General features: G+C 36.5%; 28 protein-coding genes and 2 tRNA genes. 18 read left to right on the forward strand and 12 right to left on the reverse strand.

Features of this window, described 5'->3' with window-relative positions; all coding sequences use genetic code 11:
* Positions 1-210: 210 nt before the first annotated feature.
* A tRNA-Asn gene (locus F601_RS0105910) sits at positions 211-284 on the reverse strand.
* Positions 285-314: 30 nt separating this feature from the next.
* Positions 315-386 (reverse strand) — tRNA-Glu (locus F601_RS0105915).
* A 394-nt stretch (positions 387-780) separates the two neighbouring features.
* On the opposite strand from F601_RS0105915, the gene rpsD reads away from it, so the two are divergent.
* Positions 781-1,392, forward strand: a complete 612-nt coding sequence (gene rpsD, locus F601_RS0105920; protein WP_018164748.1) for a 30S ribosomal protein S4 — start codon at positions 781-783, stop codon at positions 1,390-1,392.
* Positions 1,393-1,664: 272 nt separating this feature from the next.
* On the opposite strand, the gene F601_RS0105925 is transcribed toward rpsD, so the two are convergent.
* Positions 1,665-1,868, reverse strand: coding sequence for a KTSC domain-containing protein (locus F601_RS0105925; protein ID WP_018164749.1), 204 nt, complete (start codon positions 1,866-1,868; stop codon positions 1,665-1,667).
* A gap of 223 nt (positions 1,869-2,091) precedes the next feature.
* Positions 2,092-2,628, reverse strand: a complete 537-nt coding sequence (locus F601_RS0105930) for a TetR/AcrR family transcriptional regulator (protein WP_018164750.1) — start codon at positions 2,626-2,628, stop codon at positions 2,092-2,094.
* A gap of 131 nt (positions 2,629-2,759) precedes the next feature.
* Here F601_RS0105930 and F601_RS0105935 point away from each other — a divergent pair, with 131 nt between their 5' ends.
* From F601_RS0105935 to F601_RS0105945, 3 genes are all read left to right on the forward strand, one after another.
* Complete coding sequence (locus F601_RS0105935; protein ID WP_018164751.1) at positions 2,760-5,219, forward strand: YhgE/Pip domain-containing protein; 2,460 nt, start codon at positions 2,760-2,762, stop codon at positions 5,217-5,219.
* A 99-nt stretch (positions 5,220-5,318) separates the two neighbouring features.
* The gene (locus tag F601_RS0105940; RefSeq protein ID WP_018164752.1) at positions 5,319-5,744 is read left to right on the forward strand and encodes a MarR family winged helix-turn-helix transcriptional regulator; all 426 of its coding nucleotides are present in this window, start codon (positions 5,319-5,321) and stop codon (positions 5,742-5,744) included.
* Positions 5,745-5,753: 9 nt separating this feature from the next.
* Positions 5,754-6,107: a DUF1304 domain-containing protein gene (locus tag F601_RS0105945; protein WP_018164753.1), complete on the forward strand. Its 354-nt coding sequence runs from the start codon at positions 5,754-5,756 to the stop codon at positions 6,105-6,107.
* Positions 6,108-6,166: 59 nt separating this feature from the next.
* Here F601_RS0105945 and F601_RS0105950 read toward each other — a convergent pair whose 3' ends face one another.
* The 4 genes from F601_RS0105950 to F601_RS0105965 are packed head-to-tail and all read right to left on the reverse strand — an operon-like array spanning position 6,167 to position 9,232.
* Complete coding sequence (locus F601_RS0105950) at positions 6,167-7,243, reverse strand: DUF4097 family beta strand repeat-containing protein (RefSeq protein ID WP_018164754.1); 1,077 nt, start codon at positions 7,241-7,243, stop codon at positions 6,167-6,169.
* Between the two features lie 12 nt (positions 7,244-7,255).
* A complete protein-coding gene (locus F601_RS0105955; protein ID WP_018164755.1) occupies positions 7,256-8,335 on the reverse strand; it encodes a DUF4097 family beta strand repeat-containing protein in 1,080 nt (359 codons plus the stop codon).
* On the reverse strand, positions 8,332-8,919 hold the full coding sequence (locus F601_RS0105960) for a DUF1700 domain-containing protein (protein WP_018164756.1): 588 nt from the start codon (positions 8,917-8,919) through the stop codon (positions 8,332-8,334). The genes F601_RS0105955 and F601_RS0105960 overlap by 4 nt, the downstream gene beginning before the upstream one ends.
* Complete coding sequence (locus F601_RS0105965; RefSeq protein ID WP_018164757.1) at positions 8,912-9,232, reverse strand: PadR family transcriptional regulator; 321 nt, start codon at positions 9,230-9,232, stop codon at positions 8,912-8,914. Before F601_RS0105965 ends, F601_RS0105960 begins: the two co-directional genes overlap by 8 nt.
* 188 nt (positions 9,233-9,420) lie before the next feature.
* Between F601_RS0105965 and F601_RS0105970 the strand changes: the two genes are divergently transcribed.
* Both F601_RS0105970 and F601_RS0105975 read left to right on the forward strand, forming a co-directional pair.
* The gene (locus F601_RS0105970; protein WP_026183129.1) at positions 9,421-10,035 is read left to right on the forward strand and encodes an NUDIX hydrolase; all 615 of its coding nucleotides are present in this window, start codon (positions 9,421-9,423) and stop codon (positions 10,033-10,035) included.
* Positions 10,036-10,264: 229 nt separating this feature from the next.
* Positions 10,265-11,482: a Fic family protein gene (locus F601_RS0105975; RefSeq protein WP_018164759.1), complete on the forward strand. Its 1,218-nt coding sequence runs from the start codon at positions 10,265-10,267 to the stop codon at positions 11,480-11,482.
* A gap of 346 nt (positions 11,483-11,828) precedes the next feature.
* Here the strand turns inward: F601_RS0105975 and F601_RS0105980 are convergent, their stop codons facing one another.
* Complete coding sequence (locus F601_RS0105980; RefSeq protein ID WP_018164760.1) at positions 11,829-13,286, reverse strand: ATP-binding protein; 1,458 nt, start codon at positions 13,284-13,286, stop codon at positions 11,829-11,831.
* A 104-nt stretch (positions 13,287-13,390) separates the two neighbouring features.
* Positions 13,391-14,311, reverse strand: a complete 921-nt coding sequence (locus F601_RS0105985; protein WP_018164761.1) for a helix-turn-helix domain-containing protein — start codon at positions 14,309-14,311, stop codon at positions 13,391-13,393.
* Between the two features lie 320 nt (positions 14,312-14,631).
* Here F601_RS0105985 and F601_RS0105990 point away from each other — a divergent pair, with 320 nt between their 5' ends.
* The 10 genes from F601_RS0105990 (at position 14,632) to arsC (ending at position 21,286) form a co-directional block, all read left to right on the forward strand.
* Positions 14,632-14,847 (forward strand): hypothetical protein, encoded by a 216-nt coding sequence (locus F601_RS0105990; protein WP_018164762.1) that lies wholly within the window; start codon positions 14,632-14,634, stop codon positions 14,845-14,847.
* Entirely contained in the window at positions 14,847-15,302 is a 456-nt protein-coding gene (locus F601_RS0105995; protein WP_018164763.1) for a hypothetical protein, read from the forward strand. Before F601_RS0105990 ends, F601_RS0105995 begins: the two co-directional genes overlap by 1 nt.
* 274 nt (positions 15,303-15,576) lie before the next feature.
* Positions 15,577-16,008 carry a hypothetical protein gene (locus tag F601_RS0106005; RefSeq protein WP_018164765.1) on the forward strand — a complete coding sequence of 144 codons (432 nt, stop codon included), beginning with the start codon at positions 15,577-15,579 and terminating at the stop codon, positions 16,006-16,008.
* 2 nt (positions 16,009-16,010) lie between these two features.
* Positions 16,011-17,039 carry a replication initiation factor domain-containing protein gene (locus F601_RS0106010; RefSeq protein WP_018164766.1) on the forward strand — a complete coding sequence of 343 codons (1,029 nt, stop codon included), beginning with the start codon at positions 16,011-16,013 and terminating at the stop codon, positions 17,037-17,039.
* Between the two features lie 65 nt (positions 17,040-17,104).
* The gene (locus F601_RS0106015; protein WP_018164767.1) at positions 17,105-17,353 is read left to right on the forward strand and encodes a hypothetical protein; all 249 of its coding nucleotides are present in this window, start codon (positions 17,105-17,107) and stop codon (positions 17,351-17,353) included.
* Positions 17,354-17,362: 9 nt separating this feature from the next.
* Complete coding sequence (locus F601_RS0106020; protein WP_018164768.1) at positions 17,363-18,847, forward strand: tyrosine-type recombinase/integrase; 1,485 nt, start codon at positions 17,363-17,365, stop codon at positions 18,845-18,847.
* Positions 18,848-19,120: 273 nt separating this feature from the next.
* Positions 19,121-19,450, forward strand: coding sequence for an ArsR/SmtB family transcription factor (locus F601_RS0106025; protein ID WP_013904613.1), 330 nt, complete (start codon positions 19,121-19,123; stop codon positions 19,448-19,450).
* A gap of 58 nt (positions 19,451-19,508) precedes the next feature.
* Positions 19,509-20,504 (forward strand): permease, encoded by a 996-nt coding sequence (locus F601_RS0106030; protein WP_018164769.1) that lies wholly within the window; start codon positions 19,509-19,511, stop codon positions 20,502-20,504.
* A gap of 12 nt (positions 20,505-20,516) precedes the next feature.
* Positions 20,517-20,786 (forward strand): thioredoxin family protein, encoded by a 270-nt coding sequence (locus F601_RS0106035; RefSeq protein ID WP_013904615.1) that lies wholly within the window; start codon positions 20,517-20,519, stop codon positions 20,784-20,786.
* 89 nt (positions 20,787-20,875) lie between these two features.
* The gene (gene arsC / locus F601_RS0106040; RefSeq protein ID WP_018164770.1) at positions 20,876-21,286 is read left to right on the forward strand and encodes an arsenate reductase (glutaredoxin); all 411 of its coding nucleotides are present in this window, start codon (positions 20,876-20,878) and stop codon (positions 21,284-21,286) included.
* Positions 21,287-21,455: 169 nt separating this feature from the next.
* Here arsC and rpmG read toward each other — a convergent pair whose 3' ends face one another.
* Both rpmG and rpmF read right to left on the reverse strand, forming a co-directional pair.
* Positions 21,456-21,605, reverse strand: coding sequence for a 50S ribosomal protein L33 (gene rpmG / locus F601_RS0106045; RefSeq protein WP_001265622.1), 150 nt, complete (start codon positions 21,603-21,605; stop codon positions 21,456-21,458).
* 15 nt (positions 21,606-21,620) lie between these two features.
* On the reverse strand, positions 21,621-21,800 hold the full coding sequence (rpmF, locus tag F601_RS0106050; protein ID WP_018164771.1) for a 50S ribosomal protein L32: 180 nt from the start codon (positions 21,798-21,800) through the stop codon (positions 21,621-21,623).
* A 540-nt stretch (positions 21,801-22,340) separates the two neighbouring features.
* Between rpmF and hisS the strand changes: the two genes are divergently transcribed.
* Both hisS and F601_RS0106060 read left to right on the forward strand, forming a co-directional pair.
* On the forward strand, positions 22,341-23,618 hold the full coding sequence (gene hisS, locus F601_RS0106055; RefSeq protein ID WP_018164772.1) for a histidine--tRNA ligase: 1,278 nt from the start codon (positions 22,341-22,343) through the stop codon (positions 23,616-23,618).
* 163 nt (positions 23,619-23,781) lie between these two features.
* A complete protein-coding gene (locus F601_RS0106060; protein ID WP_018164773.1) occupies positions 23,782-24,420 on the forward strand; it encodes a TMEM175 family protein in 639 nt (212 codons plus the stop codon).
* The last annotated feature ends 84 nt before the right edge of the window (positions 24,421-24,504 follow it).

The following is a 24,504-nucleotide window of genomic DNA, read 5'->3' on the forward strand; positions in this document are numbered from 1 at the left end:
TCATTACTTTCGTCTTGCCATACTCTCGGTTGAGAGAAAGAAGTTTCTTCAATACCAAGATCCAAGAGTCTATCCTCAGACTCTTGGAGACCCCCATCTATTCCTAGTCTAAAAGATAATATAAAATAGGATCAGCCCCCATTTCTTTTGAAACAGGGGCTTTTTGGGTATTAAAAAATCCCAAGAAAAACTTAGGATGGTGTCTTATCACTCCGGCAGCAGGACTCGAACCTGCGACATCATGATTAACAGTCATGCGCTACTACCAACTGAGCTATGCCGGAAAAGAAAAAAACTGCCTTGCAGTTTATAGATAGTCCGTACGGGATTCGAACCCGTGTTACCGCCGTGAAAAGGCGGTGTCTTAACCCCTTGACCAACGGACCTGAAGTTTTAGGAGTAGTCCTCCTTAACACTCTTATTATTATACCAGATATCTCCCTTTTGTCTATAGTTTTTTTGAAATTTTTATAAAAATCTATAGAATTTCAGCATCAAATTCTGGTTATAGTCATAATTAGTATTGTGGGATAATGATGTGCTCCGTATGAATGAATTGGATATTATGTCTTTACAAAGTTAAAAAACTATGCTATACTATCCTTTGTGTGAAATAACAGCAGAGAAACATGAAGCTCGTCAACAGATGTCTTGGTATAAGTAACCTTGGCTGTTTAGGCGAAGGGCACCTGCACGAATCAGGGTTTCTTAAAACGTTATTTCCTCAATAAGAGAGATAGCTCTGCTATTTCCAAAAAATATTAGAGGAGGACATTATACATGTCACGTTATACAGGTCCATCATGGAAACAATCACGTCGCCTTGGTTTGTCACTTACAGGCTCAGGTAAAGAATTGGCACGTCGTAACTACGTACCAGGTCAACACGGTCCAAACAACCGCTCAAAACTTTCTGAGTACGGTTTGCAATTGGCTGAGAAACAAAAACTTCGTTTCTCATACGGTTTGGGTGAAAAACAATTCCGTAACTTGTTCGTACAAGCTACTAAAATCAAAGGTGGAACTCTTGGTTTCAACTTCATGGTTCTTCTTGAACGTCGTCTTGACAACGTTGTTTACCGTCTTGGTTTGGCAACTACTCGTCGTCAAGCTCGTCAATTCGTAAACCACGGTCACATCCTTGTTGACGGAAAACGCGTTGATATCCCATCATACCGCGTAACTCCAGGTCAAGTGATCTCAGTTCGTGAAAAATCACTTAAAGTTCCAGCTATCCTTGAAGCTGTTGAAGCAACAATCGGACGTCCAGCTTTCGTATCATTTGATGCTGAAAAACTTGAAGGTTCATTGACTCGTCTTCCAGAACGTGATGAAATCAACCCAGAAATCAACGAAGCTCTTGTCGTTGAATTCTACAACAAAATGCTTTAATTTTAAGATTAACATTTTACAAAGCCAGCTTCTCAGCTGGTTTTTTTGCTCAAAAACTTGAATAGTTAGATATAAGAGGCCAGGGAAAAATACAAATCTAAATGTTTTTGAAAACTGAGTACTCCAAAAAGGCATAGAATTGACGTTTTTTGATAACGTCATTCTATGCCTTTTACTTTATTCTAGAGTTTTTGACCGATTTCTTTGGAGTACTCAGCTTTGAAAGTCAGTTATAAAAATTTCACATAAATTTTTATATGGAGGCTATGGGGTTAATCACTGGTTTTTGTGAAACGATGTGATTTTCCGATGAGTCGGATTTTCTTATCAATAGAGCCTATAGAGGCTCTTATAAATTCATCTTCACTTACATCATGGTATTGGTGAATTAAACCTGATATGTATTCGACTTCTAAAGTTCCGTCTTCCCAGCCTATTGATTTGACCATTCGAGCAGATACTTGCTTTCGTTGCATGGCTTACCTCTTTTGTTTCTTTATGCCTGATTGAGTTACTTTTGTGATTTGTGATGTGATAACTTTTTCGCATTCGTTTGTGGACTTACAATATATATCCTATCATTACAGAAAATTGAATGTGTAAACAAAAAAGTTGACAATGTTGTAAACGTGAAACAGGAGTTACTAGCTTAAAATTTTTGAAAACTTAATAAGATTGGCTAGAGTTAGATTGAAATTGTTACTCGGGTAAGAGTCTAAGGATGAATTCAGTCATTTGTTGAGGAGATTCCTTTTTTCCCTTAGCAATCCAGGCTTGGCAGAGACCGAAAAAAGCATAGGAAAGATAGATGCTACTATATTCCTTTTCAGTTTGACTAAGGTTTTCTCGACCAAATTTATCTTGTAAATCTGTGTTGATTAAAATACGAACCTTATTAATAATGAAGTTCTGGATTTCTTTTGTACCATTAGCTGATATGAGAGATGAAAGTAGTTGCTCACGCTTCAAGAATTCAAAGATTTCTAAAAAAGCATCTGCTTTATTGTTTTCATGCTTATCAAAAATATATTCGAGCTGATTGAACAAAGCTTGTTGATAGGAATCAATCATTTCATATTTATCTTTGAAATGCGTATAAAAACTTGACCGACTTATGCCAGCAGTCTTAGCTAATTGGATTGTAGTAATATCATCAAAACTCTCTTTAGAAAGTAAGCTGACCATGGCATTTTGAATCGCTTTTCTGGTTTTGCTTCGACGATTATCAGTAGTCATTTAGGAGCTCCTTTTGTACAAATTTGGACAGAGTGTCTAAAAACTCTTTATTTTTTCTTGCAATAAAATTTTATCCTTGTATAATGTATTCTATCATAATTTTTGAACATTGTGTCCAAATAGGAGAAAATATGTTAGATGAATTAAAAGCACTTATTAAAAGTCCAAAGTTACTAATCACAATGATAGGGGTTTCATTGATCCCTGCCCTTTACAATTTGTCTTTTCTAGGGTCTATGTGGGATCCCTATGGTAATATTGATAACTTGCCCGTAGCTGTTGTCAATGAAGACAAATCTGCTAGTCTCAACGATAAGGAACTTTCAATCGGAGACGATATGATAGACACTATGTCTAAAAACAAAGCCTTAGACTATCATTTTGTGTCTGAGAAAAAAGCTCAGCAGGGTTTGGAAGATGGTGACTACTATATGGTTATTACTTTGCCAGAAGATTTATCTGAGAAGGCGACAAGCTTGTTGACAGATAACCCTAAGAAATTGACAATCAATTACCAAACCAGTGCAGGTCGAAGTGTTGTGGCTTCGAAAATGTCTGATACTGCCATGTCAAAACTTAAGGAGACCGTTTCTGAAAACATTACACAAACCTATACTAAAGCCGTATTTAAGAGTATGTCATCTTTACAAGATGGTTTACAGCAAGCGACGGATGGGGGTAATCAATTACTTGACGGCAGTCAGACCTTGGAATCTGGCAGTCAAACCATTACTGATAATTTAGGGACGCTTTCTTCTGGTAGCCAAAGTCTTGCTGATGGGTCAGCTAAATTATCAACAGGTCTTGGAACCTATACGGACGGTGTCAGTCAGTTAGCAACTGGTTTAGATACCTTTTCTAATGGCTTGACAACCTATACAAATGGTGTTACTAGTTTATCAAATGGTGCTAATCAGCTTAATAGTAAGTCAGAAGAATTGGTATCAGGGATTGCTCAGCTTAAAGAAAGTAGCAGTCAGGTACAGAAACTTGTTGATGGTGCCAATGGCTTGTCATCAGGTTTGGCAAGCCTGTCAGCAGCGACAGCTTTGTCAAAGGAAGAGTCTACCAATATAAAAGATCTAATTTCTGGTCTACCTCAGCTTAATAATGCCATTCAAGAACTTAACAGGTCAGTGTCAAATTTATCAATGCCAAGTATTGATGCAAGTTCTATTGCCACTCCTTTGACCAATATTGCTGGTCAAGCGCAAGCTATTTTAGCTTCTAGTCAGACAGATAAAGCCAATGAATTGGCAGCTATCCAAGCAACTAGTGCTTACCAAAGTTTAGACTCTACTCAACAAGCTGAAATTACTTCTGCAGTGTCTAGTGTAGGAAATTCTGTCAGTGAAAATGCTCAAACGATTCTTGCTAATGTTGCGACCATGCAGACAGCCCTTCAAAGTTTACAATCAACTGCGTCTGGTGACCAATTAGTTCAATTGCAAACTGCCGTGAACCAAATTGCAGGTCAGTCTAATGTCGCTTTGCTAGGTTCAGCGACAGCCTTGACAGATCTCTCAAGTGGTCTTAGTCAAGTAAACAGCGCAGTATCAAGTCAATTAGCCCCAGGCAGTTCACAATTGGCTGCGGGAGTGTCTAGCTTGAATGATAAATTGACTAGTGGCTCAGAGCAATTGTTGTCTGGTGTCACTGCCTATACTGGTGCTGTTGCACAACTTGCAAATGGAGCCAATACATTAGCTAACAATAACAGTCAGTTAACTGATGGTGTTTCAAAATTACAAACTGGAGCTACAAAACTCAATACAAATTCAGGTCAATTGCTTGATGGTGCTAGTCAACTTGATACAGGTGCTAAGAAAATAGCCTCAGGTTCAAGTCAATTAGCCGATGGCAGTTCAAGTTTGACAGATGGATTGACAACCTTGTCAAAAGGAATTTCCACTTTAACCTCATCCCTTTCTAAAGCTAATGATCAATTATCTCTTGTTTCAGTATCAGATATTAATGCTAAAGCTGTTGCAAGTCCTGTCAAAACAAGTCAGAAAGACAAGGACAGTGTCAAAACAAATGGTATCGGTATGGCACCTTATATGATTGCAGTATCTCTTATGGTCATTGCCTTGTCAACAAACGTCATCTTTGCTAACTCCTTGTCTGGAAAAGCTGTCACAAATCGTTGGGAATGGGCAAAACAAAAACTCTTTATTAATGGTCTCATTTCAACAGTCAGCTCTCTTGTTCTCTATATTGCCATTCAATTTTTAGGTTTCGAGGCAAACTTTAAACTATTAACACTAGCTTTAATCATCCTTGGTGGATGGACTCTGATGGCCTTAGTTACTGCCTTAGTTGGTTGGGATGATCGCTACGGTTCCTTCCTTTCACTTTTGATGCTCTTACTACAAGTTGGATCTGCAGGAGGTTCATACCCTATTGAGCTCAGTCCTAAATTCTTCCAAGTGGTACACCCTTGGATGCCAATGTCCTATATTGTATCTGGCCTCCGTCAATCCATTTCTATGACAGGAGCAGCTGGAAAACAAATTGGAGTTCTAATAAGTTTCCTCCTAGCCTTTATGACAATGGCAGTGCTTATTTACCGACCAAAGACAGATCATTAAGTTTTGTATTATTTTCTTGAGCATATGATTTGAAAAATAGCAGAGCTTTTTGTATACTTGATAAGTCAATAATTGATTTATCAAGTATAGGAGGTGTCTGTGACCGAATTGAGTTCTTTGCTTTATAAGCTTAAAACGACTGATCAGAAAGTGACTCAACTTTTTGAGAACAAACTGTCTATTAGTTTGACTCGTTATGAGATTCTGCAACGTCTATTAGAATTAGCACCATGCAGTCAAGTTGCTTTACAGGAAAGTTTACAGATTGATCAGGCGGCTATTACGCGTCATCTAAAGATTTTGGAAGAAGAAGGCTATATCAGCCGACACCGTAATCCCCAAAATCAGCGCCAACTTATTGTCAATCTAAGAGGGAAAGCCTTACACGATTTGCAAGACCAACCGTCTGAGCAGCACTTGTCAGTTAAGCAGCAGATGCAGGATATCTTTACAGCTGAAGAGAGCGAAACACTTTCAAACTTACTTGATAAATTAATCAATGGATTAGAAAATATAACTTTTTAAGGAGATTTTATGTCAATCATCACACTAATTTTGGCAACTTTGGTTGCTTTGGAACACTTCTACATCATGTACTTGGAAACTTTTGCAACACAATCAGATTCAACTAGCCGTGTCTTCAACATGACTAAAGACGAATTGCAACGTGAATCAGTCAGCAAACTTTTCAAAAACCAAGGTATCTACAACGGTTTAATTGCTGTCTTCATGCTTTACGGTGTCTTTACAGCTAATGCAACAGTTGTAACCATCTTCCTTCTTAACGTTGTTTTAGCAGCAGCTTACGGAGCACTTACAGCAAATAAAAAAATCATCTTGACACAAGGTGGATTGGCTATTTTAGCTCTTATCACACTCTTGTTCTAATTACTATATTTAAAAAGCCTAGAGGATGATTTAAATCCTCTAGGCTTTTTTGGCCAACTTTATTGTAAATTAATCATGCCATTTTTGTTTTTGAGTTTTAGATGTGCCTGTGTTGGAAAAGTCTTTCCTGCATCACAGCTAATATTTGTAAACCCATTTTTATTTTGACTCTGTACCTGACAACGGGAAAGATTTTCAGGTGTTAATCTAATGTCAATGACACCATTTTTATTATCAATACTTGTTTTCCCGTTTAGGATAGTTTGATTAATAAGAATGTTCCCATTTTTGTTTTCAATGTTGACTTGCTGCAAAGTACCATCTTCAAATTTGGTATTTCCATTTTTATTAATCACAATTGCATTGCTTATTTGGCTATTTTGACAGATGAGACCTGCATTCTTGGTTTCCAGTTTACAATTATCAAGTAAACAGTTTGTAAGTTGTAAGTCTCCGTTTTTACTCTTGATGTCAGCGATAGCATTTTCCAAATGATCTAGTTTAATATTTCCATTGTAGGAGTTGAGTGAGATTTTGCTAGCACTAATTTGGCTTAATTGGACGTCACCATTGTTGCTGATGCCTTCTATTGTCTGAAGTTGTGTTCCTTCAGGAAGTATCAAGGTAATGGTTTTACGTTTTGTCAGCATTTTTCCAATGAGAAAAAGGGAATGGAAGATGTGACTTTGCTCTTTTTGAATGGTCTGTTCGTTCAGTTTCAGATACCCATCACTGGTTTGTGTGATTGTCAGATTGCCATCATCGAAGTAAGTTAAGGTTGGTTGGCTGATAGGCTCTAGGTAAACTTCAATATTAAGATTGTAAAGTTGAAAGTTGAGTCCGGTTATTGGTGCTAGGATTTGAGTGCTCCATTCATTTGACTGATTGTCAAAATTATCTTCTGTGTCCCAATTTGTCCAGTCATTTTCGGAACTTTGCTTAGAAATACCTAAAGAAGAGATGATTTCTGATGCAATTTCTTCTGGATTACCCAGATCTTGAATAACTTTGTCTTCATTATCAGGTCCAGCTTCTTGGAAGTACTCTGTGAAATATGCCATGATTTCATCGTAATCTTTTTCAGGGATGTTTTGGAGATTATTGCTGAGTTGATTGAGAAAGTCTTCTTTTGTCATAAGATGTCCCCTTTATTGTAACTTGATATCCCCTTTTGTGATGGAGATGTTGAGAGTTCCAGTTTGTTCTGATGGTTGAGATTTAAAGGTTGTAGCTCCTGTGCTAGAGTCTCGGTCTAGTTTTACATCTGTAAAGTTTGAGCCCAGTGTGATATTACCTTTGACGGTTGATAGGTCATAAGCAATTGGTTTAATATCTGTCAACAAGGCGTCAACATTTAAATTTCCCCCTTTAATAGTATTGTCCCCTTTTAGGGTTACATTATTAATAGTAACTTCTCCGACAACATTGTAATAGTAGTCATCTTCATCATCTTTTTCATTGTCAGATGTAAAGCTGAAGTTTTCAATGCTGCCTCTGTTTAGCTCAATTCCGCCATATTCACTGGCTGAAACTGAGACAGATTTCAAGTTGCTATTGTCAGTTGTTAGCCCACCATTTGCTAGTGAAATTTCCCCTTTTTCAAGGCTAGTGTCAGTCAAGTTGACAAAGGCGTAGTCGGATTTTATTGTGAAATCAGTCAACTTAGTCTTAATACCGTTGAATGAGCCGTCAACTTGTCCTTTATTCACACTACTATTTAGAAGGGTGAGTTGTCCGTTGTAGTCAACTTCATTAAAATTTATCCCATCAACAGATACACTAGGCATACTACTACCCGTTAGGGTATTGAGCGAAGTGTCATTTGGGAATGTGAGAGTAATTAATCGGAAATTTTTTTCTCTACCTAATTCATTTAAGCCGTAACCAAGGATCTCAATGCCACCAGTAATGATTACATCTCGATCTTTTTGAGAAATGGTAAGTTTTCCATCTTTTAGGTTACCAGAGATGGGAGAAATGAACTTTGGATGTGTGTAATAGGTAAGTGTTGGCTTATCAACATTACCAGTTTTAATTTCAAATTCTGCGTAATTGGCATCCAACTCAAGGTCGGTTACCTGATTAAAGGTTTTTGTCACTAACTTAGGTTCTGAGCGTTGCTTGATTGCCTGGAGGCCTCCTGTCGAGTAACCGGCTCCCAATAAGACTGCACCAAGTACAATAGAGATAACGCTCATCATGAAAAGTTTTTTGGTGAAGTTTTTCATAATGCGCCTCCTTTCTTGCTACTAATCCATCTAACAAAGTTTACAAACCCACGGCCAGATCCTTTTAAGATAGCTGTCGCAATAATCCAAATCAGGACGCCTCCTCCGAAGCTGAGACAGGCAGCTCCAAGTCCCATAGCTTGGGCAGAAAAAGAAGTACCTAATAGCGTGATGCTTTCAAATAAGGTTACACCTGCTACGACTATACCTGCTAACCCAAAAACGTAGGCTGCTATTATCGCTGCAAGGCAAGCAAGAAGAACAGCTAAGATAAACAGAATCAAAGCAAGAAGAACAGGTAAAGCTATAGGAGCTGCACAAAGTGAAAGGATGGTCAAACCGACAATTGTCGCACGACTTTTTGGTGTCTTTTCAGGAGTATCCATGTGCTTGCCAAGAACACTGGCAATAATTTCGCTAGCTGCTTCCTTGGGACTACCTAGTTCATCAATGACCTGAGCTTCATTTTCAATCCCAGCTTCATCAAAATATTCGGTGAAGTAATCCATTGCTTCCTGATAATCTTTCTGTGGTAATCGTTTTAAATAGCGCTCCATCTGCGCGAGATATTCAGTTCTAGTCATGTCTTAGTCTCCCTTTTAAAATTTCTGAAATGCTCGTAGTATAGGTTTGCCATTCCTTATTTAGAAATGCCAACTGTGCTTTTCCTAAATCTGTGATAGCGTAGTATTTTCGTTTACGTCCTTGATGTTCCTGACTATATGTTGTTACATAGCCTGCGCTCTCAAGTTTCTTTAATATTGGGTACAAAGTCGATTCTTTAATATTTGCGATAAGCTTGATTGTCTGACTAATCTCATAACCGTATGAGTCCTCTTTTTCAACGATGGCCAGAATAAGGAACTCAATGACAGTTGATGAAGTTGGAAAATACATAGACTCACCTCCTTGTGTATCGATATATAATTTTTTTATATATAATTATTTTACACATATAATATAGATTGTTTCCCAGATAAAGTCAAGTGAAATATATAAAAATTTTATATATTTCAGTTAAAGTGCATAAGCACGGCTATTCTCAGTAAAATATGCTATGATAAGGACAGAAAAAGACGAGGAACATGATGAAAGATTTTAGAGAGATTTTAAATCAATATGAACCAAAACCTTTAGGACAAAGACGACGCTATGCTGTTATGCTCCCTCTTGTGTGGAATAGCAGAGCTAATAGTTGGGAAGTACTCTACCAAGTGCGCAGTGAAGCCGTTTCACAACCTGGTGAGGTTTCTTTTCCAGGCGGAGCTCTTGAGGGAAATGAAACTTATGAAGAAGCTGTAGTACGTGAAACAATGGAAGAGTTAAATCTATCAGCTAATCAAATTGAGATTTTAGGTGAGATTGATTATATGGTAAATAATAGAGGCAGCATCCACTGTTTTGTAGGAAAATTAGCAATTGAGAACTGGAAAGATATCAAGCCGAATGAAGAAGTAGCAAGATTGTTTACCATCTCATTAGAAGCATTGATGCAAGAACCACCCCACTATTATCGCCTAAAAACAGCAGTAAAACCAAGCACAGATTTTCCATTTGAACGCATCCGTAACGGAGTTGATTATAAATTCACTCACTATGACAGAAAAATCCCTTTTTATGAATTAGTTGATGAAAATATCTGGGGATTGACAGCACAGTTTACACATAGGTTTACAGAGATACTTGACGGAAACGAATAAAACAATGAAACTATATGATTTATTTGTAAACAAAGTTGACGATTAAATCAACATAAAATAGAAAAGACCTCCTTGAAAGTGAAGATCAGGGAGGTTTTTTCAGTAATATAGATTTTAGGTTTGAAAATATAAGGATAATCTTCAATTATGTCTATTATTAATAGATATTATTGATGTTTTGTGCTATTATCTTTAAAAAACAGATATTATTTGAAGATAGGAGGGGAATATGAGTTACAAACCTTTAAAAATTGTAAAATTTCAAAACAAAGGGAATAATGATGAAGAATATCTCAAAAGATTTGAAGGATTCGGAACCATCAAAACAGGGTTATATCCTTATTTAAACAAAAGAGGAGAATTGAAGTCAAAGGAATTTGAACTTTTTTCAGTTCCAATCCAAGAAATTCAACTGCTAACACAGCAGATTGTCGAAAATTCAAATCTTATTAAGGAGCTAGCAGAATTGCTACCCGATGTAGCCAAGAATCAATTTTATAATGAGCAATTATATAAAGCAGTCATCAGTACAGATGAAATCGAAGGCATAAAGACAACTAGAAAAGAGGTATCCCTAGCACATAAATCATTAGTGTCTAAGACCAAAGAGCAAGTTAGATTATTATCAACTGTCCGAATGTACAATGATATTCAAGAAAATGCTTTTTTAAAAATCGATAGCTTGCAGACCATCAGAGAGATATATGACCAGTTAACCGAGGGTGAAATTGATTCAGAGGATATTTTAGACGGAGAATTATTTAGGGATGGTCCGGTCTCTATTGTTGATTTTTCAAGTAACAAGATTGATCATACTCCTCCTGCATCTGAAAAACAAATCTATTTGATGTTAACTGCTTGGATTAATTTTATCAACGATAGAACGATTCCATTTTTGATAAAAGCGATGCTTGCTCACTATTTCTTTGAAAATGTTCATCCCTTTTATGATGGAAATGGTAGAACAGGAAGATATATTTTATCAAGTTATCTAGCGCGTAAATTAGACATATTTTCTGGATTAGTTATTTCGCAAAAAATCAATGAAGAAAAAAGTAAATATTACAAATCCTTCAAAATTACTGGTGACTTTGATAACAGAGCGGAAGGTACCTTCTTTGTTCAAACTTTATTAGAGATACTGCATCAAGGGCAGCTGGATATTATCAATATTCTAGAAGAAAAGCGAGCTATTCTTCTAGAATACAGTAAAAAATTAGCAAAATCTGATTATAACGAACTTCAGAGAAGAATCCTATTCCTTCTACTCCAATCTGGAGTCTTTGTTGATGATATCAATGAAGGTTTGACGGACAATGAAATCATAGAGTTACTCTCTAGAGATAATCCAAGGTACACTATCAAGAGAGAAATTGATAATTTAGAAAAAATACAAGCTATTAAATTAATCGCACAAAGACCGAAGAAACATGTATTGGTGGAGTGAGGGCTAAAATAGCAAATAAGAAAAGTCTTTGAAAAGTCGAAGATAGTCAAAAAATGTTAACCTTTATAGGAAGTGTTAGCATTTTCCCTATTTACCTCATAGAATTACTTAAAAATATAGTAAAAATCTGATTATAATCATACCAAAACAAAAGACCAACGAAAACTTAATTTCATTGGTCTTTCTTATCTCAATTATTTTACTTCCGTGACAATAATGTATGATTTGATAAGTGTATTGATACCTAGAAACGTTGATTTTATAAGCTTTTTACTTTTTCAAATATGGATAAAATAGTATGTTTTAGAGATTGCTCCAGTTTTAATCAGACAAAAATCAGACAAAATTATTCATTGTATCCTTTAGCATAGTATGGAATGTATTGCATAAATTTATTACCTGCATTTTCATCGTATGGTTTAACTTTCCCACTTTTTACAGCAGCAGAAATAATTTTTGTAGCTAATGGTGATTGCTTTGAAGTTAATCCGAAGCGGTCACGAACAGTTTTATTAGTCATGTAATCATTTTCCACATACATAATTGATGCATGATAGAAGATGGCATTAATTCTTTCTTTATCATTCATTTCACTAATATGTTTGCGTTTAAAAATTGTCACAGAAGTATTATCTCCCTTTGCACTGATTTCAGGAGCAGGAAGATTTTCATTCTCAAGGGTAATAATGATTTTATCAATTCCACTACCACGAGATTCAACAAGGTGCATTTTACGGAATAAATTTGCTAAATCCTCATTTCTAGATATCGGGGGAAGATCGAGTAATCTATCTGGCTCATTAATAGGTATTCCAGGGTTTGTAAATTCAATTCGATTATCATAAATTTCAATCATTGGATTTGTGCCTGATATTGAAAAATCTTGGTGTACTATTTGATTGGCGACAATTTCTCTTATGACAATATCAGGATAATCCGTCCGTTCGATTCGTTGGCCTTTTTTATCATAAATTTCTGTGGTCAATGGCAATCTCATTCTAATAAAATTGAGCAGACCTTCAAATCCAACGGCAACTCCTTTTCCAGCAGTTATATCTTCTTTTGCGAACAATTTATTGTTACCATCATAACGAATTACTCTAATTGCATGAGACTGCAGTTTTTTAAAATTAGCAAGATTTTTTGCGAAAGTATATGCTCCCATGTTGGTAATGTTAAAACCACTTCCTGATTGCTCAATGATGTTATCGTCAATCATATACTGTAATAATTCATCGTAACTTGCCTCAGGTGGATATTTTAGCATTCTCCTGTATGTTTCAAAGTCCAAAAGTGAAATTAAATCATCTATAGAACAATTAGTTAGTGCAAATTCTTTTTCAAAAGTCCGTGCTTCAAATGATTTCCACAATAGTCGTTCTTTCTCTGGGAACTCAGATAGATTTTTTAAAGATGAACCACTGCGAATGTATCGGACACCTTTGAAAGCTACTGGTCTACCAACCGTCATATGGATAATTAATGCTACTACTCTCAGATTTTCGACTTTAAATTCTTGAAATTTAATTGATATTCTAGGGTCTAGATTTCTTTCTAACCAAGAGATTAATGGTTCTCCACCATTTATTTTTTCAGAATAAGGGAAAAAATTAGTTCCTATTATTTCTTTTTCATCGGAAATTCCCCAAACAAGATAAGAGAATTGCTTATTAAGCATTGTAGATGAGTTTGCTAAAGCAGATATATATCTTCCAATTTTCTCAGGTTCAATCTTGTTACTTTTGAATTCTAATAGTTCAGATTCATCAAGTTCCATAAGTTCTTGTAATTTTAACTCGTCCATCTTTATTTTCCATCTTTCTTTCATTGGGTGGTTTAAATTGTCTAAAACGCTGTAAAATCAACGTTTTTTTTATTTTCCAAATTAAATCCAAATGATAATTATCTCTATTTCTCCGCCCAGTCAGTCCAATCATCAAAGGTCGTGTTATTGTAAAGTTCTATCAGTCGTGGTCTGACAGATTGGATGATCTCAACTAACTCGTGTCCCTCATGAAATTGTGAAAAAGGCATACCGATAGTTGCTTGGGAGATATCTGAAAGTAATTGGCGTGTTGTTTGGCTATCTGCAAGTGTATTAATCAGAAAACCAAGTAGATAATTAGAATCATAGTTAACTTCTACACCTGTTGAGGATGAATCCTTAAGCAGACGTTCATAGCCTTCTTTGATTTCTTGCTTGATTCTATCCTTGGAAAGCTCTTCTAAATTACCGACAAAGTCATATGAGATGTAGATTTGGTTAGCAAAGTAATCAGAAAGTTCGTTGATTTTAGTAGCATCAAGTCCGTCTTGCTGGCTTAAGTAGGTTTTGGCTTCCTTCCTAATTGTGTCCCTCAGCGTATCATAAAGCATTTCAAAGAAGATATCATCTAGGTAGCCTTCATTTGGGTATCCAAATTCATTTTCCCAGTCAGGATTTTCAAATGTTCCAATGGTTACTCCCCCACTTCTTGTGACCGATTGTATTGGATTTGTTTTTATTCTAAAAAGCTCTTCTTTTATTTTTAATGGAGTATCAGGATACTCATCTAGGAATGTGCCATAACCAAGTTTTCTAAGGTAAAGTTCAATATATTCTTCCAATTCTCCGTAGTAAAACCAACCTACGGGTTTTCCATAGATTTTTGACACTTTCTCTAAAACTTCAAGAGGAGCTAAGTTATCTCCTCTTACATATGCGTTAATCGTTGATTTTTTTAATCCAAGACGGTTTCCAAATTCAGTAAAAGACAAATTTAATTCATCTTTGACTTGTCTTAATCTTCGACCAACAGTCTTTTTATCAGGTTTAAGTATTTCAAACATAGGTTACCTCTCAGACTATTATAACACAGGTGTTTATAAAATCGTACATTTTTTGAGAAAAACGCTTGACCACGTGTATGATATCGTATATAATTATTAATGAGCATTAAGGTTGCTCAAAAATTTTACACCAAACGTACATAAAATCGTACATATGTGTTAGAGAGGAGCTAACCCAACAATCAAAAAAGAAAGGAAGGTACAAAAAATCCTTGAACAATCTGGTACATCGTTCAAGGACAGTAAATCTAATTGCTGTAATTATACCAGATATTTCGGATAAACGCTAGTTGAATGCAGAATCAGAAAAGAGGGTAATTATGAATTTAACAGGTATGGAACTACAAATGGTAGAGTGGGTGGCCTACTCACCAGATACACAAGAGAAAGTCTTAATCAAACCAGAGGACTGTAAAGATTTGGATGACAGAGAACTCTATCGCCTTATCAAGGATATGGGATTTGAGCGATTGATTGAATCTAGAGCTTTGCAGATTTTGAACGACTTTCTTAATCAGAAAATACAGGTAAACTAATGAGTGAATACGATTATCAAGAAGTTGTAGATAGGGTTGATGGTCTCAACTCAGTCTCAACATTGAAAAAGTGGCGGTTAAAGATTGAAAGTCTAACTGGTACTCAATTCAATGAAAGTAGAGTGAGAACGGGTCGAAAATCTTATTCTAAAGTTTATCTTTTTACAGAAGATGACCTAAATCATTTTCAAGCGATTGCTGATAAGAAGTCTTCGTTGGGGCTGGAAAGAGCAATTCTAAGTGTTTATGGGTTTTCTAAAGAAAATGATTATCAAAAACCTATTAGAGAACTTGTTGATGAGCTAGAGGTCTCCTTTAAGGAAATCCGAGAAGATTATCGAAGGAACCTAGCAAAGTTGAAACAGGAGTTAGAAGTGCTTCTGGATAGAATCCAGACCTTAGAGAAAGAGACTGAAAAGAAATCATCTAAGAGACTTGGCTTCTTTCATCGATGAAGACGGTTCGCCACCCCACCGCTGGGCGAGTGGTCAACACGGTAGCCCAGAGCAGGTGGGAAAGGTGGCAAACGGCTGAACTCGATTTGACATTTGCACCCCAGTCCCTATTAGGGGGTGCACACATACATAAAATGTGGTCAAATTCCTTGATACGCAAGGGGGTCAGCGATTTGAAGCAAATTTCACGAAAAAACATTTATGAAGCCTATGATATCAACGGTTTACGATGGATTTCATGTAGGCGTAGCTTTTATGAATAGGAGAAAAAAACATGACAAAATTTAACTTAACAGACGAAACTATAAAAGTTGGCGACTTGAAATTGGATAAATCACAATTTGACATTCCAAAGAAAGTGACCATCCTTTCTTCACGAGTTGCACCAGTCTATAAAAATGTCAATGGCGAAAGCATTGCGACAGATGAAGTAGCTAAAATTACTTGCTCTGTACAAGATACAGACAAAATCCAAGCCTTGAAAGACCTGGGCTATTCCCCTGATGACCTCAAGGGTATTCGCTTGGAGATTGTAGACAATCTTGACAAGTTGGCTAAATCCGTTGAGAAGGATGAGCTGAACTCACTTGTAGTAGAACTTGTCAATCCAGAAGTCCACCTTGGTTGGCGAGCTAATAATAATGGTGGTGGAAATTGGGGAGGCTTAAAACTAGTGGCAACTGATATTAAATTTATTGGAGCCTAGACATGGATAACTCAGTGATGTTAGACTACTTAGCCGTAACGATTAAAGGCTTAGCTCCAGATGATGTCATTGAGAAAATCCTCATTCTTCCTAAAGATAAGTTTATTCTCAATGAATGGGGGATAAACAAGTACCAAAGGCATTATGCCTTCTCAGAGATAAAGGTTTACTTCAATAAAGACTGGGAATCAAAAATGGGAGTTTTTATCGAACTGAGAGGGCAGGGGTGCCGTCAGTATGAAGAATACATGGAAAGCAATGTCAATAACTGGGTAACCCTGATGAAACGCATTTCTGAATGCCATAGTAACTTTACAAGACTAGATATCGCCAATGATATTTTTGATGGTAGCCTATCCGTCCCGCTTATTTATAGTTATTGTAAAAAGCAACTCTGCATATCAACCGCTAAAACCTTTGATTACCATGAAAAGAGTATTCTTGAAAATGGTGAAAAGGTTGGTGAAATGGTAACGATTGGTGTTAGAGGTACTCAGCAATGGTGCATCTATAATAAGCTATTAGAACAAAAACTGGATAAAGATTTACCAGAAATGCCCTCATCATGGACAAGAGCAGAGCTTAGATGTTGGCAAGAAAAGGCAAACTTACTGGCTCAACAGATAAAAAAAGGACGTCCCCTTAAAGAGATTTACTTTGAAGCGATTAATGGACACTATCGCTTTGTCAGTCCGAGAGATAAGGATTCCAACCGTTGGCGAAGAAAAAACGTAAAATGGTGGAATGACTACTTAGAAACACAAGAAAAGACGGTCTTAAGTGTAAAGCGGACAAAACCCACCCTAAAACGGTCTGAGCTATGGACAGAGAAACAAGTCTCACGAACACTTGGAAAACTCTATGTAGCAAAAGCAGAATCTTACGGACAAGAAAAGGCAGATGGCTATATTCAACACTTACTTGAGCTTGGGATATCCAAACTAACGGAAACAGATGAGACTGATATTCAGCAGTACAAACAAGAGCAACAAAGCTCAGCCTATTGGGGCATAAGAAAAGACGACCTGTAGCAAGCTACAAATCACCTTTCCAAAAATAACTAACTTGATTATAACCAAAATAGAAGGAGAATTCAATGGCAACATTAAAAACAGAACATGATTTTGACTTGACCCGTAACTGGTACCGTAAATCCGTCTTCCTAGATGAACTCTGGCATGGCATGACCGTTGCAACGATCAATAGCTATATTCGTCAGATGAAGGACAGCCCATACGCTTTCGGTATTAAAGGAACACATGGCAATGTCTTTATTCACTCAGAAGTCTTCGTGGCATGGTTTGACTACAAAATTGCTAATCAATATGCCGCAAAGATGGCGTAGGTAATACCTATGAAAGATAATGGTTCAAGAGTACTCATCATCAGTTCTTGGCGATCAGACCCTTATAAAGCAGGCAATGTTTTGGTGAAATTCGCTATGCGATTTACCCACCCTATTACTAAAAAATCTCACAAGAAATACCTTTCTACAGGTACTGGTAAAGGGTGGTTTACCACTAAGGCAAGACCAAGTAAAAAGACATCTTCTGGAAAAGAACGTCTTTTGGTCAGCGATATTAAAAACTCACAATTGATTACACAGGTCACGCAAGAACTGAACAAATTAGTTGATGACTATATCGCTGAGGTAACAGGTATTAAGCCTAAGAAAGCCAAGAGACTTTTAACCCTAGAAGAAATCGCTAAGCCCTATGATGAAGATGGAAGTCTTTATGGTAAAGCCTTTAAAGCATGGTATGAAAGGGTCAAACCAGCCAATAATACTCTTAAAACAAGGGTTACTATCTATAACCGCTATATCGTGCCTAATTTTGATACCAGAATGTCTATCACAAAATTTGCCTCTATGACAGATGAAATTCAAAATCTCATCAATGCTTCTTCCATGCACATGGCAAGAAATCTGCATATTTATCTTAAGATGGTTTTTGATTGGTCAGTCGAAAACGGACAGATTACTCTTACACAAGACCCGATTGCCAACAACAAGGTTAAAAGGCGAGTTCTGACAAAGAGTGAGGAGCAAAATAAGAAACGTGAAGATATTGCAGAAAAATATCTTGAAGCAAGTGAGGTTAACTATGTTCTCCACCTGATAGAGAGCTGGACTAACCGACCTGATAATCAACTTATCGCTGATGTGCTTAGAATGATTTTTTTGACAGGTATGCGACCAAGTGAGGTTTTGGGATTGAATGAGGATATGCTTGATTTTGAGGAGAAGTGGATAAAGGTTCATTGGCAAAGGGCGAGTAAAAATAAATCTGATGAGGTCATGGAAGCTCTTAATCTTAACGAAAAGGAACGCTACCGAGCAGACTTAAAGACTAAAGAAAGTGTTCGTACAATTCCAATGAGCCCCGAGGTAGAGAAAATCTTGCGACATTACATCGACAGAAATAAGTTTCAAGCTCAATTCAATCCGACTTACAAAGACTTGGGATATCTCTTTACTAGAACCTATATCAGGGCAGGTAATCGGCAAGGTTCTCCGCTTTATCACAACGAGCTCTCACAATTCCTGAGAGGTGGTTCTAGTCAGTCAGCAAAGTATAACAAGAAAGCTGGTAAACCCTATAAGGATATCGATAGCTTTCTAAACTTTGGCAGACCGATTCATGTCATTCCTCATATGTTCCGTCATAGCTTTATCTCCATTATGGCAAGTGAAGGCATTGACCTTCCCACTATTCGAGAGTTTGTAGGACATTCGGAGGATTCCAGGGAGATTGAACGTGTCTATCTCCACGTGATTAAGAAACAAAAAGACACCATGAGAGGAGCGGTAGAAAAGCTAGAAAAGCTGATTGAATAACAAAAGTAACGTTTTAATCAGGCAAAACTAAATTTTGAACAACAGAAAAAGCCTATGAATATTAATTTCATAGGCTTTTTTTACTCACTTATGGTAGGTAAATAGTTCAATTTTTTGAAACAAAGTGGCAGTATGAAAAGAGAAGTAGAAAAATTTATATGACTGGTAAATCCAATTAAGGAAAAATAACAGATTTTCATTTAAATACTTGACATTATTTTTCTAAGTGGTATTCTAGAAATAGAAAAATTCATCAAAAATATTTGATATGAGGTGGAAGTTATTACGGATTTTACAAAAGATGCTCAAATTTTTAAAGCATTAGCTGATGAGAAGCGCTTGTTAATTCTAGATTATTTAAAGAATGGTGAAAAGTGTGCTTGTGTTTTGACTGATGAATTGGGGATTGCACAGTCTGCTTTATCGTATCATATGAAAATTTTATGCCTGTCAGGTATAGTCTCTAGTCGTCAAGAGGGGAAGTGGAAACATTATAGCCTCAGTGATTCTGGGCGAAGTTTTGCTCTTAATCGATTTAAAGAACTGACTGCTTTAGGGGAGGATTCCTTAGCAAGTTGTCATTGTCATCAAAAGTCATCTTAGTATGACTTTTAGATTTCTAAAACACATCAAAAAAAGTTAATGTATAGAAAGGGACATTATGTGGTTATTTATCCAAGAACAAATTTTAGGAATGAAATGGTTAAATGAAATAATTGGCCGGTTATTGTCAATTGTCGGTGTAAATTTAACATCACGACTAGGAGGAAGTCTACAATTTTTCTTTTATGATGTAATTAAAATAACAATTTTATTATGTATCTTAATTTTTTCTATCTCGTATATCCAAAGTTATTTTCCTCCTGAACGAAGTAGAAAAATTTTAAGTCACTATGATGGTATTGTTGCAAATATTATTTCTGCCCTATTAGGGACAGTAACACCATTTTGTTCATGCTCTTCAATTCCCTTATTCATGGGATTTACAAGTGCTGGACTACCAGTTGGTGTCACATTTTCATTCTTGATTTCTTCCCCAATGGTAGATCTGGGTAGCTTAGTTCTCTTGATGAGTATTTTTGGCAGTAAAATAGCTATTATCTATGTTGTTCTTGGTTTAGTTATTGCAGTTATTGGGGGAAGTATCATTGAAAAACTAGGAATGGAAGATTATGTTGAAGATTTTGTTAAAAATGCTCATATGCAGATCGTCGAAAATGAAAAGCTAACTTATAAAGATAGGCTAGATTTTGCCAAAGAACAAGTGGCTGATACTGTTAAAAAAGTATTTCCATATATTTTAGTTGGTGTTGGTATTGGTGCAGTTATACATAACTGGATACCGGAGAATTGGGTATCTGGTACCTTGGGAAGTAACAATCCTTTAGGTGTTATTTTAGCAACTTTAATTGGGATTCCTATGTACGCAGATATTTTTGGTTCGATTCCAGTAGCAGAAGCATTATTAAGTAAGGGAGCACAACTTGGAACAGTTTTATCATTTATGATGGCGGTTACAACACTTAGCCTTCCGTCAATTATTATGCTAAAGAGAGCGGTTAAACCTCGTCTACTCATTGCGTTTATTATCATTTGCACAGTTGGTATTATTTTAGTTGGGTATCTATTTAATATATTACAAAATTTTATTTTTTAGGAGGATATAATTATGTCACAAGATTTATCAAATCAAATTATTTTTAAGATTCTGGGTTCTGGATGTAAGAAATGTAACTTGTTAGAAGAACATGTTCGACAAGCTTGTAAAGATGAAGGACTGGATGTAATAATCGAACATGAAAAGGATTTTTCTAAGATAGCAGAGTATGGTGTTATGTCTACTCCTGCTTTGGTATTAAATGAAAAAGTTGTTTCGACAGGAAAGGTTTTGACAGTTGATGATGTTAAAAAATTGTTCATGACACCATTAAATGATTAGTCATTTTTAGATATAAAAATTGTATAAATTTTATTAAAAGGAAGGATAGATACTAGTGATAATAAATTACTGGTATAAACGTGAGATATATGGAACAAGTTACAATTTATCACAATCCCAATTGTGGAACTTCTAGAAATGCTCTAGCTATCATTAGAGCGGTTGGAATTGAACCTACTATTATTGAGTATCTAAAAACACCACCGACAGAGCAGAAATTGAGGCAACTTTTATTACAAATGAACATGAGTGCCAGAGAATTATTACGAACAAATGTTCCTGAATTTGAAGAATATGATTTACAAAAAGATAAAACAGAACAAGATATTATAAATGCAATGATAGTAGAACCTATCTTGATAAATAGGCCAATCGTGGTAACTGATAAAGGAACTTTATTATGTAGACCATCAGAAAAAGTCTTAAATATTTTACCTAAGTCGCTTGATAAAGACTTTATTAAAGAAGATGGCGAGATAATTAGTAGTAGTTCTAGATAAATGATAAGAAAAAGAAACTTTTGCCATCTTGAAAGTGTGTAAAATATATCAGAATTACAATATTTGATATTTTGCTTTAACTTCAATCAGACAAAAATCAGATAAAATTGCATTCTAAACAAATAAAAAGCCTAGAAACATTGGTTTCATAGGCTTTTAGTTTACTCAATTATTTAACCTCAGTAAACACAACATGTTTACGCAATTTTGGTGAGTATTTTTTCAATTGAAGACGGTCTGGAGTGTTACGTTTGTTTTTTGAAGTAAGGTACAAGCGTTCACCAGATTCTTTGTGTTCAAGTGTAATATTTACGCGCATGGTATCTCCCTTCTATTATTTAGCTTCAGCTTTAGCGATTTTACGTCCTTTGTAGTATCCTTTAAGTGATACACGGTGTGAACGTGAGTAATCTCCAGTTGTTTCGTCAAATTGTACTGATGGAGCAGTCAATTTGTAGTGTGTACGACGTTTGTTTTTCTTCGCTTTTGAAGTGTGACGTGCAGGTACTGCCATTTTTTATTTCCTCCGTTATGATATTTGAGCTTGGCTCGATTTCATTTTTTAATTAGTGTGATTTTCATCAACTTAAACAGTATAACAAAAGATTTTTGTAAAGTAAAGTTACTTGACACTTTTTTCCATTAAATTTTTTAATTTGCCCTTGTCAGATTAGAGAAATTGTCAAATATGCTCAGGCCTCTAGTGAAAACTGGAGTTTTTTATGGTAAAATAAAAAAGAATTTAAGTGAGAGAATGAAGTATTGATAGCTTAGGTATCAACTGAATACGGGCTAAAACCTTTTTTCTTTGACAAATTATGAAAGGAATTGAGCACAGGCTAGCTAGTGTTTTAAATTGAACACGAGCTAAACTAAGAATCTTTGTTTCTATCTCATTAAATCTAGGAAAGGAATTGAGCACAACTAGCCAGTGTTTTAAATTGAACACGAGCTAAAAACGTCGAGAAAAAGATAAACTTCCTTGAGTCTTTGGGACTCATCGTCAGTTTCCTATTTTCTTCTCGTTTTCTTAACGCTCTTTGTATCTTAATCAATGAAACTTCAAAAACCTAAAGGGACTCAGGATATTTTACCTCTTGATGCTGCTAAGTGGCAGTATGTGGAAAATGTGGCACGTAAAACATTTAAAAAATACAATTATGGTGAGATTCGTACACCTATGTTTGAACATTACGAAGTCATTTCTCGCTCTGTCGGTGACACTACTGATATTGTCACTAAGGAAATGTATGATTTCTACGACAAGGGCGACCGTCACATCACTCTTCGTCCAGAAGGGACAGCTCCGGTTGTGCGTTCTTTTGTAGAGAATAAACTCTTTGCGCCTGAGGTGCAAAAGCCAGTTAAGATGTACTATATTGGCTCTATGTTCCGCTACGAGCGTCCACAGGCTGGTCGTTTGCGTGAATTCCACCAAATCGGTGTTGAGGCTTTTGGCTCAGGCAATCCTGCAACAGATGTGGAAACCATTGCTATGGCCTACCAACTCTTCCAAGAGCTTGGCATCAGGGATGTGACCCTCCACCTCAACTCTTTGGGTAGCCCTGCTAGCCGAGCAGCCTATCGTCAAGCCCTTATCGACTACCTGACACCAATGCGCGACAGCTTGTCAAAAGACAGCCAACGCCGTTTGGATGAAAACCCATTGCGCGTGCTTGATTCTAAAGAGAAAGAAGACAAGCTAGCCGTTGAAAATGCGCCATCTATCTTGGATTATCTTGATGAGGAAAGTCAAGTTCACTTTGATGCTGTGCGTGATATGCTTGAGGCCCTCCAGATTCCTTACGTTATTGACACTAACATGGTGCGCGGTCTCGATTATTACAACCACACGATTTTTGAGTTCATCACTAATGTTGACAAGTCAGACTTGACCATCTGTGCTGGTGGCCGTTATGACGGTTTGGTCGAGTACTTCGGCGGTCCTGAAACACCAGGTTTTGGTTTTGGTCTGGGTCTTGAACGCCTCCTCCTCATCCTTGACAAACAAGGCATCAACTTGCCTGTTGAAGAAGAGATGGATGTCTACATGGCTGTTTTGGGGGCTGGCGCCAATGGCAAAGCTTTAGAGCTCATCCAAGCCATCCGCAGACAAGGTTTCAAAGCAGAACGTGACTACCTTGGCCGCAAAATCAAGGCCCAATTCAAATCTGCGGACACCTTCAAAGCAAAAGCTGTCATCACCTTGGGTGAAAGCGAAGTAGAAGCCGGTCAAGTAAGCATCAAAAACAATGCCACTCGCCAAGAAGTCACAGCAAGCTTTGATGACATCATGACAGACTTTGGAGCTATCTTAGAACAATTAAACTAGATTTTTAGAAGTGAGAGTGGCTAGATTTCCAAGTAAGGACCCTAGTCATAAACGATAAAGACATAGTCATGCGATTATAGAAAATAAGCTGAAACTCCTCTTCAAATGAAAGGGAGTTTTTAGCTAGCAACATTACTACAACTATCTTGAAGGGAGATGACCTATGAAGAAACTGCTGGAACGGTTTGATATTCTTAGTGATGCTATTATTGCCATCATCATGACGATCTTGGTTCTGGAAATTGAAGCACCGACAAATTCGACAGAACTCTTTAACTTCTTCAAGGAAATTAGTCTTTTTCTAGTCAGTTTCATGCTGCTAATCAATATCTGGTATCGTCGGACTAAGATTGTGTTGCGAACTGAGATTACTAAGTTAGAAAGTCTTCTTTTTGATGTCATAGCCCATGCTCTCATGTCTCTCTTCCCCTTGGCTGTTAAGACCTTGGTTGCTTATGAAGATGAATGGTTGTCCGTCCTCTTTTTCGGTCTCTTAAATATGTTAGTCATTACTCTAATTAACATGATTCCAGTTATTGAAATGGGTCACAATTGGGAAAAAGGACAGTTGTCAGGCTATATTCATCAATTCTTTCGTCGTCGTGTTTGGCTTACCATCTTATTCAACCTAGCAGCAATCGCAATAGCTTACTTTTTAGGACACTACGGGACTTATTTCTATCTCATTCTTCCTTTTGCTGACTTTTTGGCTAACTATCATAAGGATAGACAGATTAAAGATGTTCTTAATGACGAATCAGATTTCAGGTCCATTTTGGCAGAGAAGCTGGGCTTGAATTGAGATTTTGAAAACAAAAGCTGGGACTTAGCTTGAAAAGCTTTTATGGTCTATACCTGGCTCCAGCTCTGCTATTTTCAAAAACCC

The organism is Streptococcus henryi DSM 19005, from assembly GCF_000376985.1.
Classification (GTDB): Bacteria; Bacillota; Bacilli; order Lactobacillales; family Streptococcaceae; genus Streptococcus; species Streptococcus henryi.

Bases quoted from the DNA above. Each gene is read 5' to 3' on its own strand.
- rpmG (WP_001265622.1), bottom strand. From the start codon at position 21,605: ATGCGCGTAAATATTACACTTGAACACAAAGAATCTGGTGAACGCTTG.
- F601_RS0105985 (WP_018164761.1), bottom strand. From the start codon at position 14,311: ATGTTTGAAATACTTAAACCTGATAAAAAGACTGTTGGTCGAAGATTA.
- arsC (WP_018164770.1), top strand. From the start codon at position 20,876: ATGGAACAAGTTACAATTTATCACAATCCCAATTGTGGAACTTCTAGA.
- F601_RS0106005 (WP_018164765.1), top strand. From the start codon at position 15,577: ATGACAAAATTTAACTTAACAGACGAAACTATAAAAGTTGGCGACTTG.
- F601_RS0106020 (WP_018164768.1), top strand. From the start codon at position 17,363: ATGAAAGATAATGGTTCAAGAGTACTCATCATCAGTTCTTGGCGATCA.
- hisS (WP_018164772.1), top strand. From the start codon at position 22,341: ATGAAACTTCAAAAACCTAAAGGGACTCAGGATATTTTACCTCTTGAT.
- F601_RS0105925 (WP_018164749.1), bottom strand. From the start codon at position 1,868: ATGCAACGAAAGCAAGTATCTGCTCGAATGGTCAAATCAATAGGCTGG.
- F601_RS0105945 (WP_018164753.1), top strand. From the start codon at position 5,754: ATGTCAATCATCACACTAATTTTGGCAACTTTGGTTGCTTTGGAACAC.
- F601_RS0106060 (WP_018164773.1), top strand. From the start codon at position 23,782: ATGAAGAAACTGCTGGAACGGTTTGATATTCTTAGTGATGCTATTATT.
- F601_RS0105965 (WP_018164757.1), bottom strand. From the start codon at position 9,232: ATGTATTTTCCAACTTCATCAACTGTCATTGAGTTCCTTATTCTGGCC.
- F601_RS0105935 (WP_018164751.1), top strand. From the start codon at position 2,760: ATGTTAGATGAATTAAAAGCACTTATTAAAAGTCCAAAGTTACTAATC.
- F601_RS0105980 (WP_018164760.1), bottom strand. From the start codon at position 13,286: ATGGACGAGTTAAAATTACAAGAACTTATGGAACTTGATGAATCTGAA.
- F601_RS0105995 (WP_018164763.1), top strand. From the start codon at position 14,847: ATGAGTGAATACGATTATCAAGAAGTTGTAGATAGGGTTGATGGTCTC.
- rpmF (WP_018164771.1), bottom strand. From the start codon at position 21,800: ATGGCAGTACCTGCACGTCACACTTCAAAAGCGAAGAAAAACAAACGT.
- F601_RS0105970 (WP_026183129.1), top strand. From the start codon at position 9,421: ATGATGAAAGATTTTAGAGAGATTTTAAATCAATATGAACCAAAACCT.
- F601_RS0106035 (WP_013904615.1), top strand. From the start codon at position 20,517: ATGTCACAAGATTTATCAAATCAAATTATTTTTAAGATTCTGGGTTCT.
- rpsD (WP_018164748.1), top strand. From the start codon at position 781: ATGTCACGTTATACAGGTCCATCATGGAAACAATCACGTCGCCTTGGT.
- F601_RS0105960 (WP_018164756.1), bottom strand. From the start codon at position 8,919: ATGACTAGAACTGAATATCTCGCGCAGATGGAGCGCTATTTAAAACGA.
- F601_RS0106010 (WP_018164766.1), top strand. From the start codon at position 16,011: ATGGATAACTCAGTGATGTTAGACTACTTAGCCGTAACGATTAAAGGC.
- F601_RS0105975 (WP_018164759.1), top strand. From the start codon at position 10,265: ATGAGTTACAAACCTTTAAAAATTGTAAAATTTCAAAACAAAGGGAAT.
- F601_RS0105930 (WP_018164750.1), bottom strand. From the start codon at position 2,628: ATGACTACTGATAATCGTCGAAGCAAAACCAGAAAAGCGATTCAAAAT.
- F601_RS0105990 (WP_018164762.1), top strand. From the start codon at position 14,632: ATGAATTTAACAGGTATGGAACTACAAATGGTAGAGTGGGTGGCCTAC.
- F601_RS0105950 (WP_018164754.1), bottom strand. From the start codon at position 7,243: ATGACAAAAGAAGACTTTCTCAATCAACTCAGCAATAATCTCCAAAAC.
- F601_RS0106015 (WP_018164767.1), top strand. From the start codon at position 17,105: ATGGCAACATTAAAAACAGAACATGATTTTGACTTGACCCGTAACTGG.
- F601_RS0106030 (WP_018164769.1), top strand. From the start codon at position 19,509: ATGTGGTTATTTATCCAAGAACAAATTTTAGGAATGAAATGGTTAAAT.
- F601_RS0105955 (WP_018164755.1), bottom strand. From the start codon at position 8,335: ATGAAAAACTTCACCAAAAAACTTTTCATGATGAGCGTTATCTCTATT.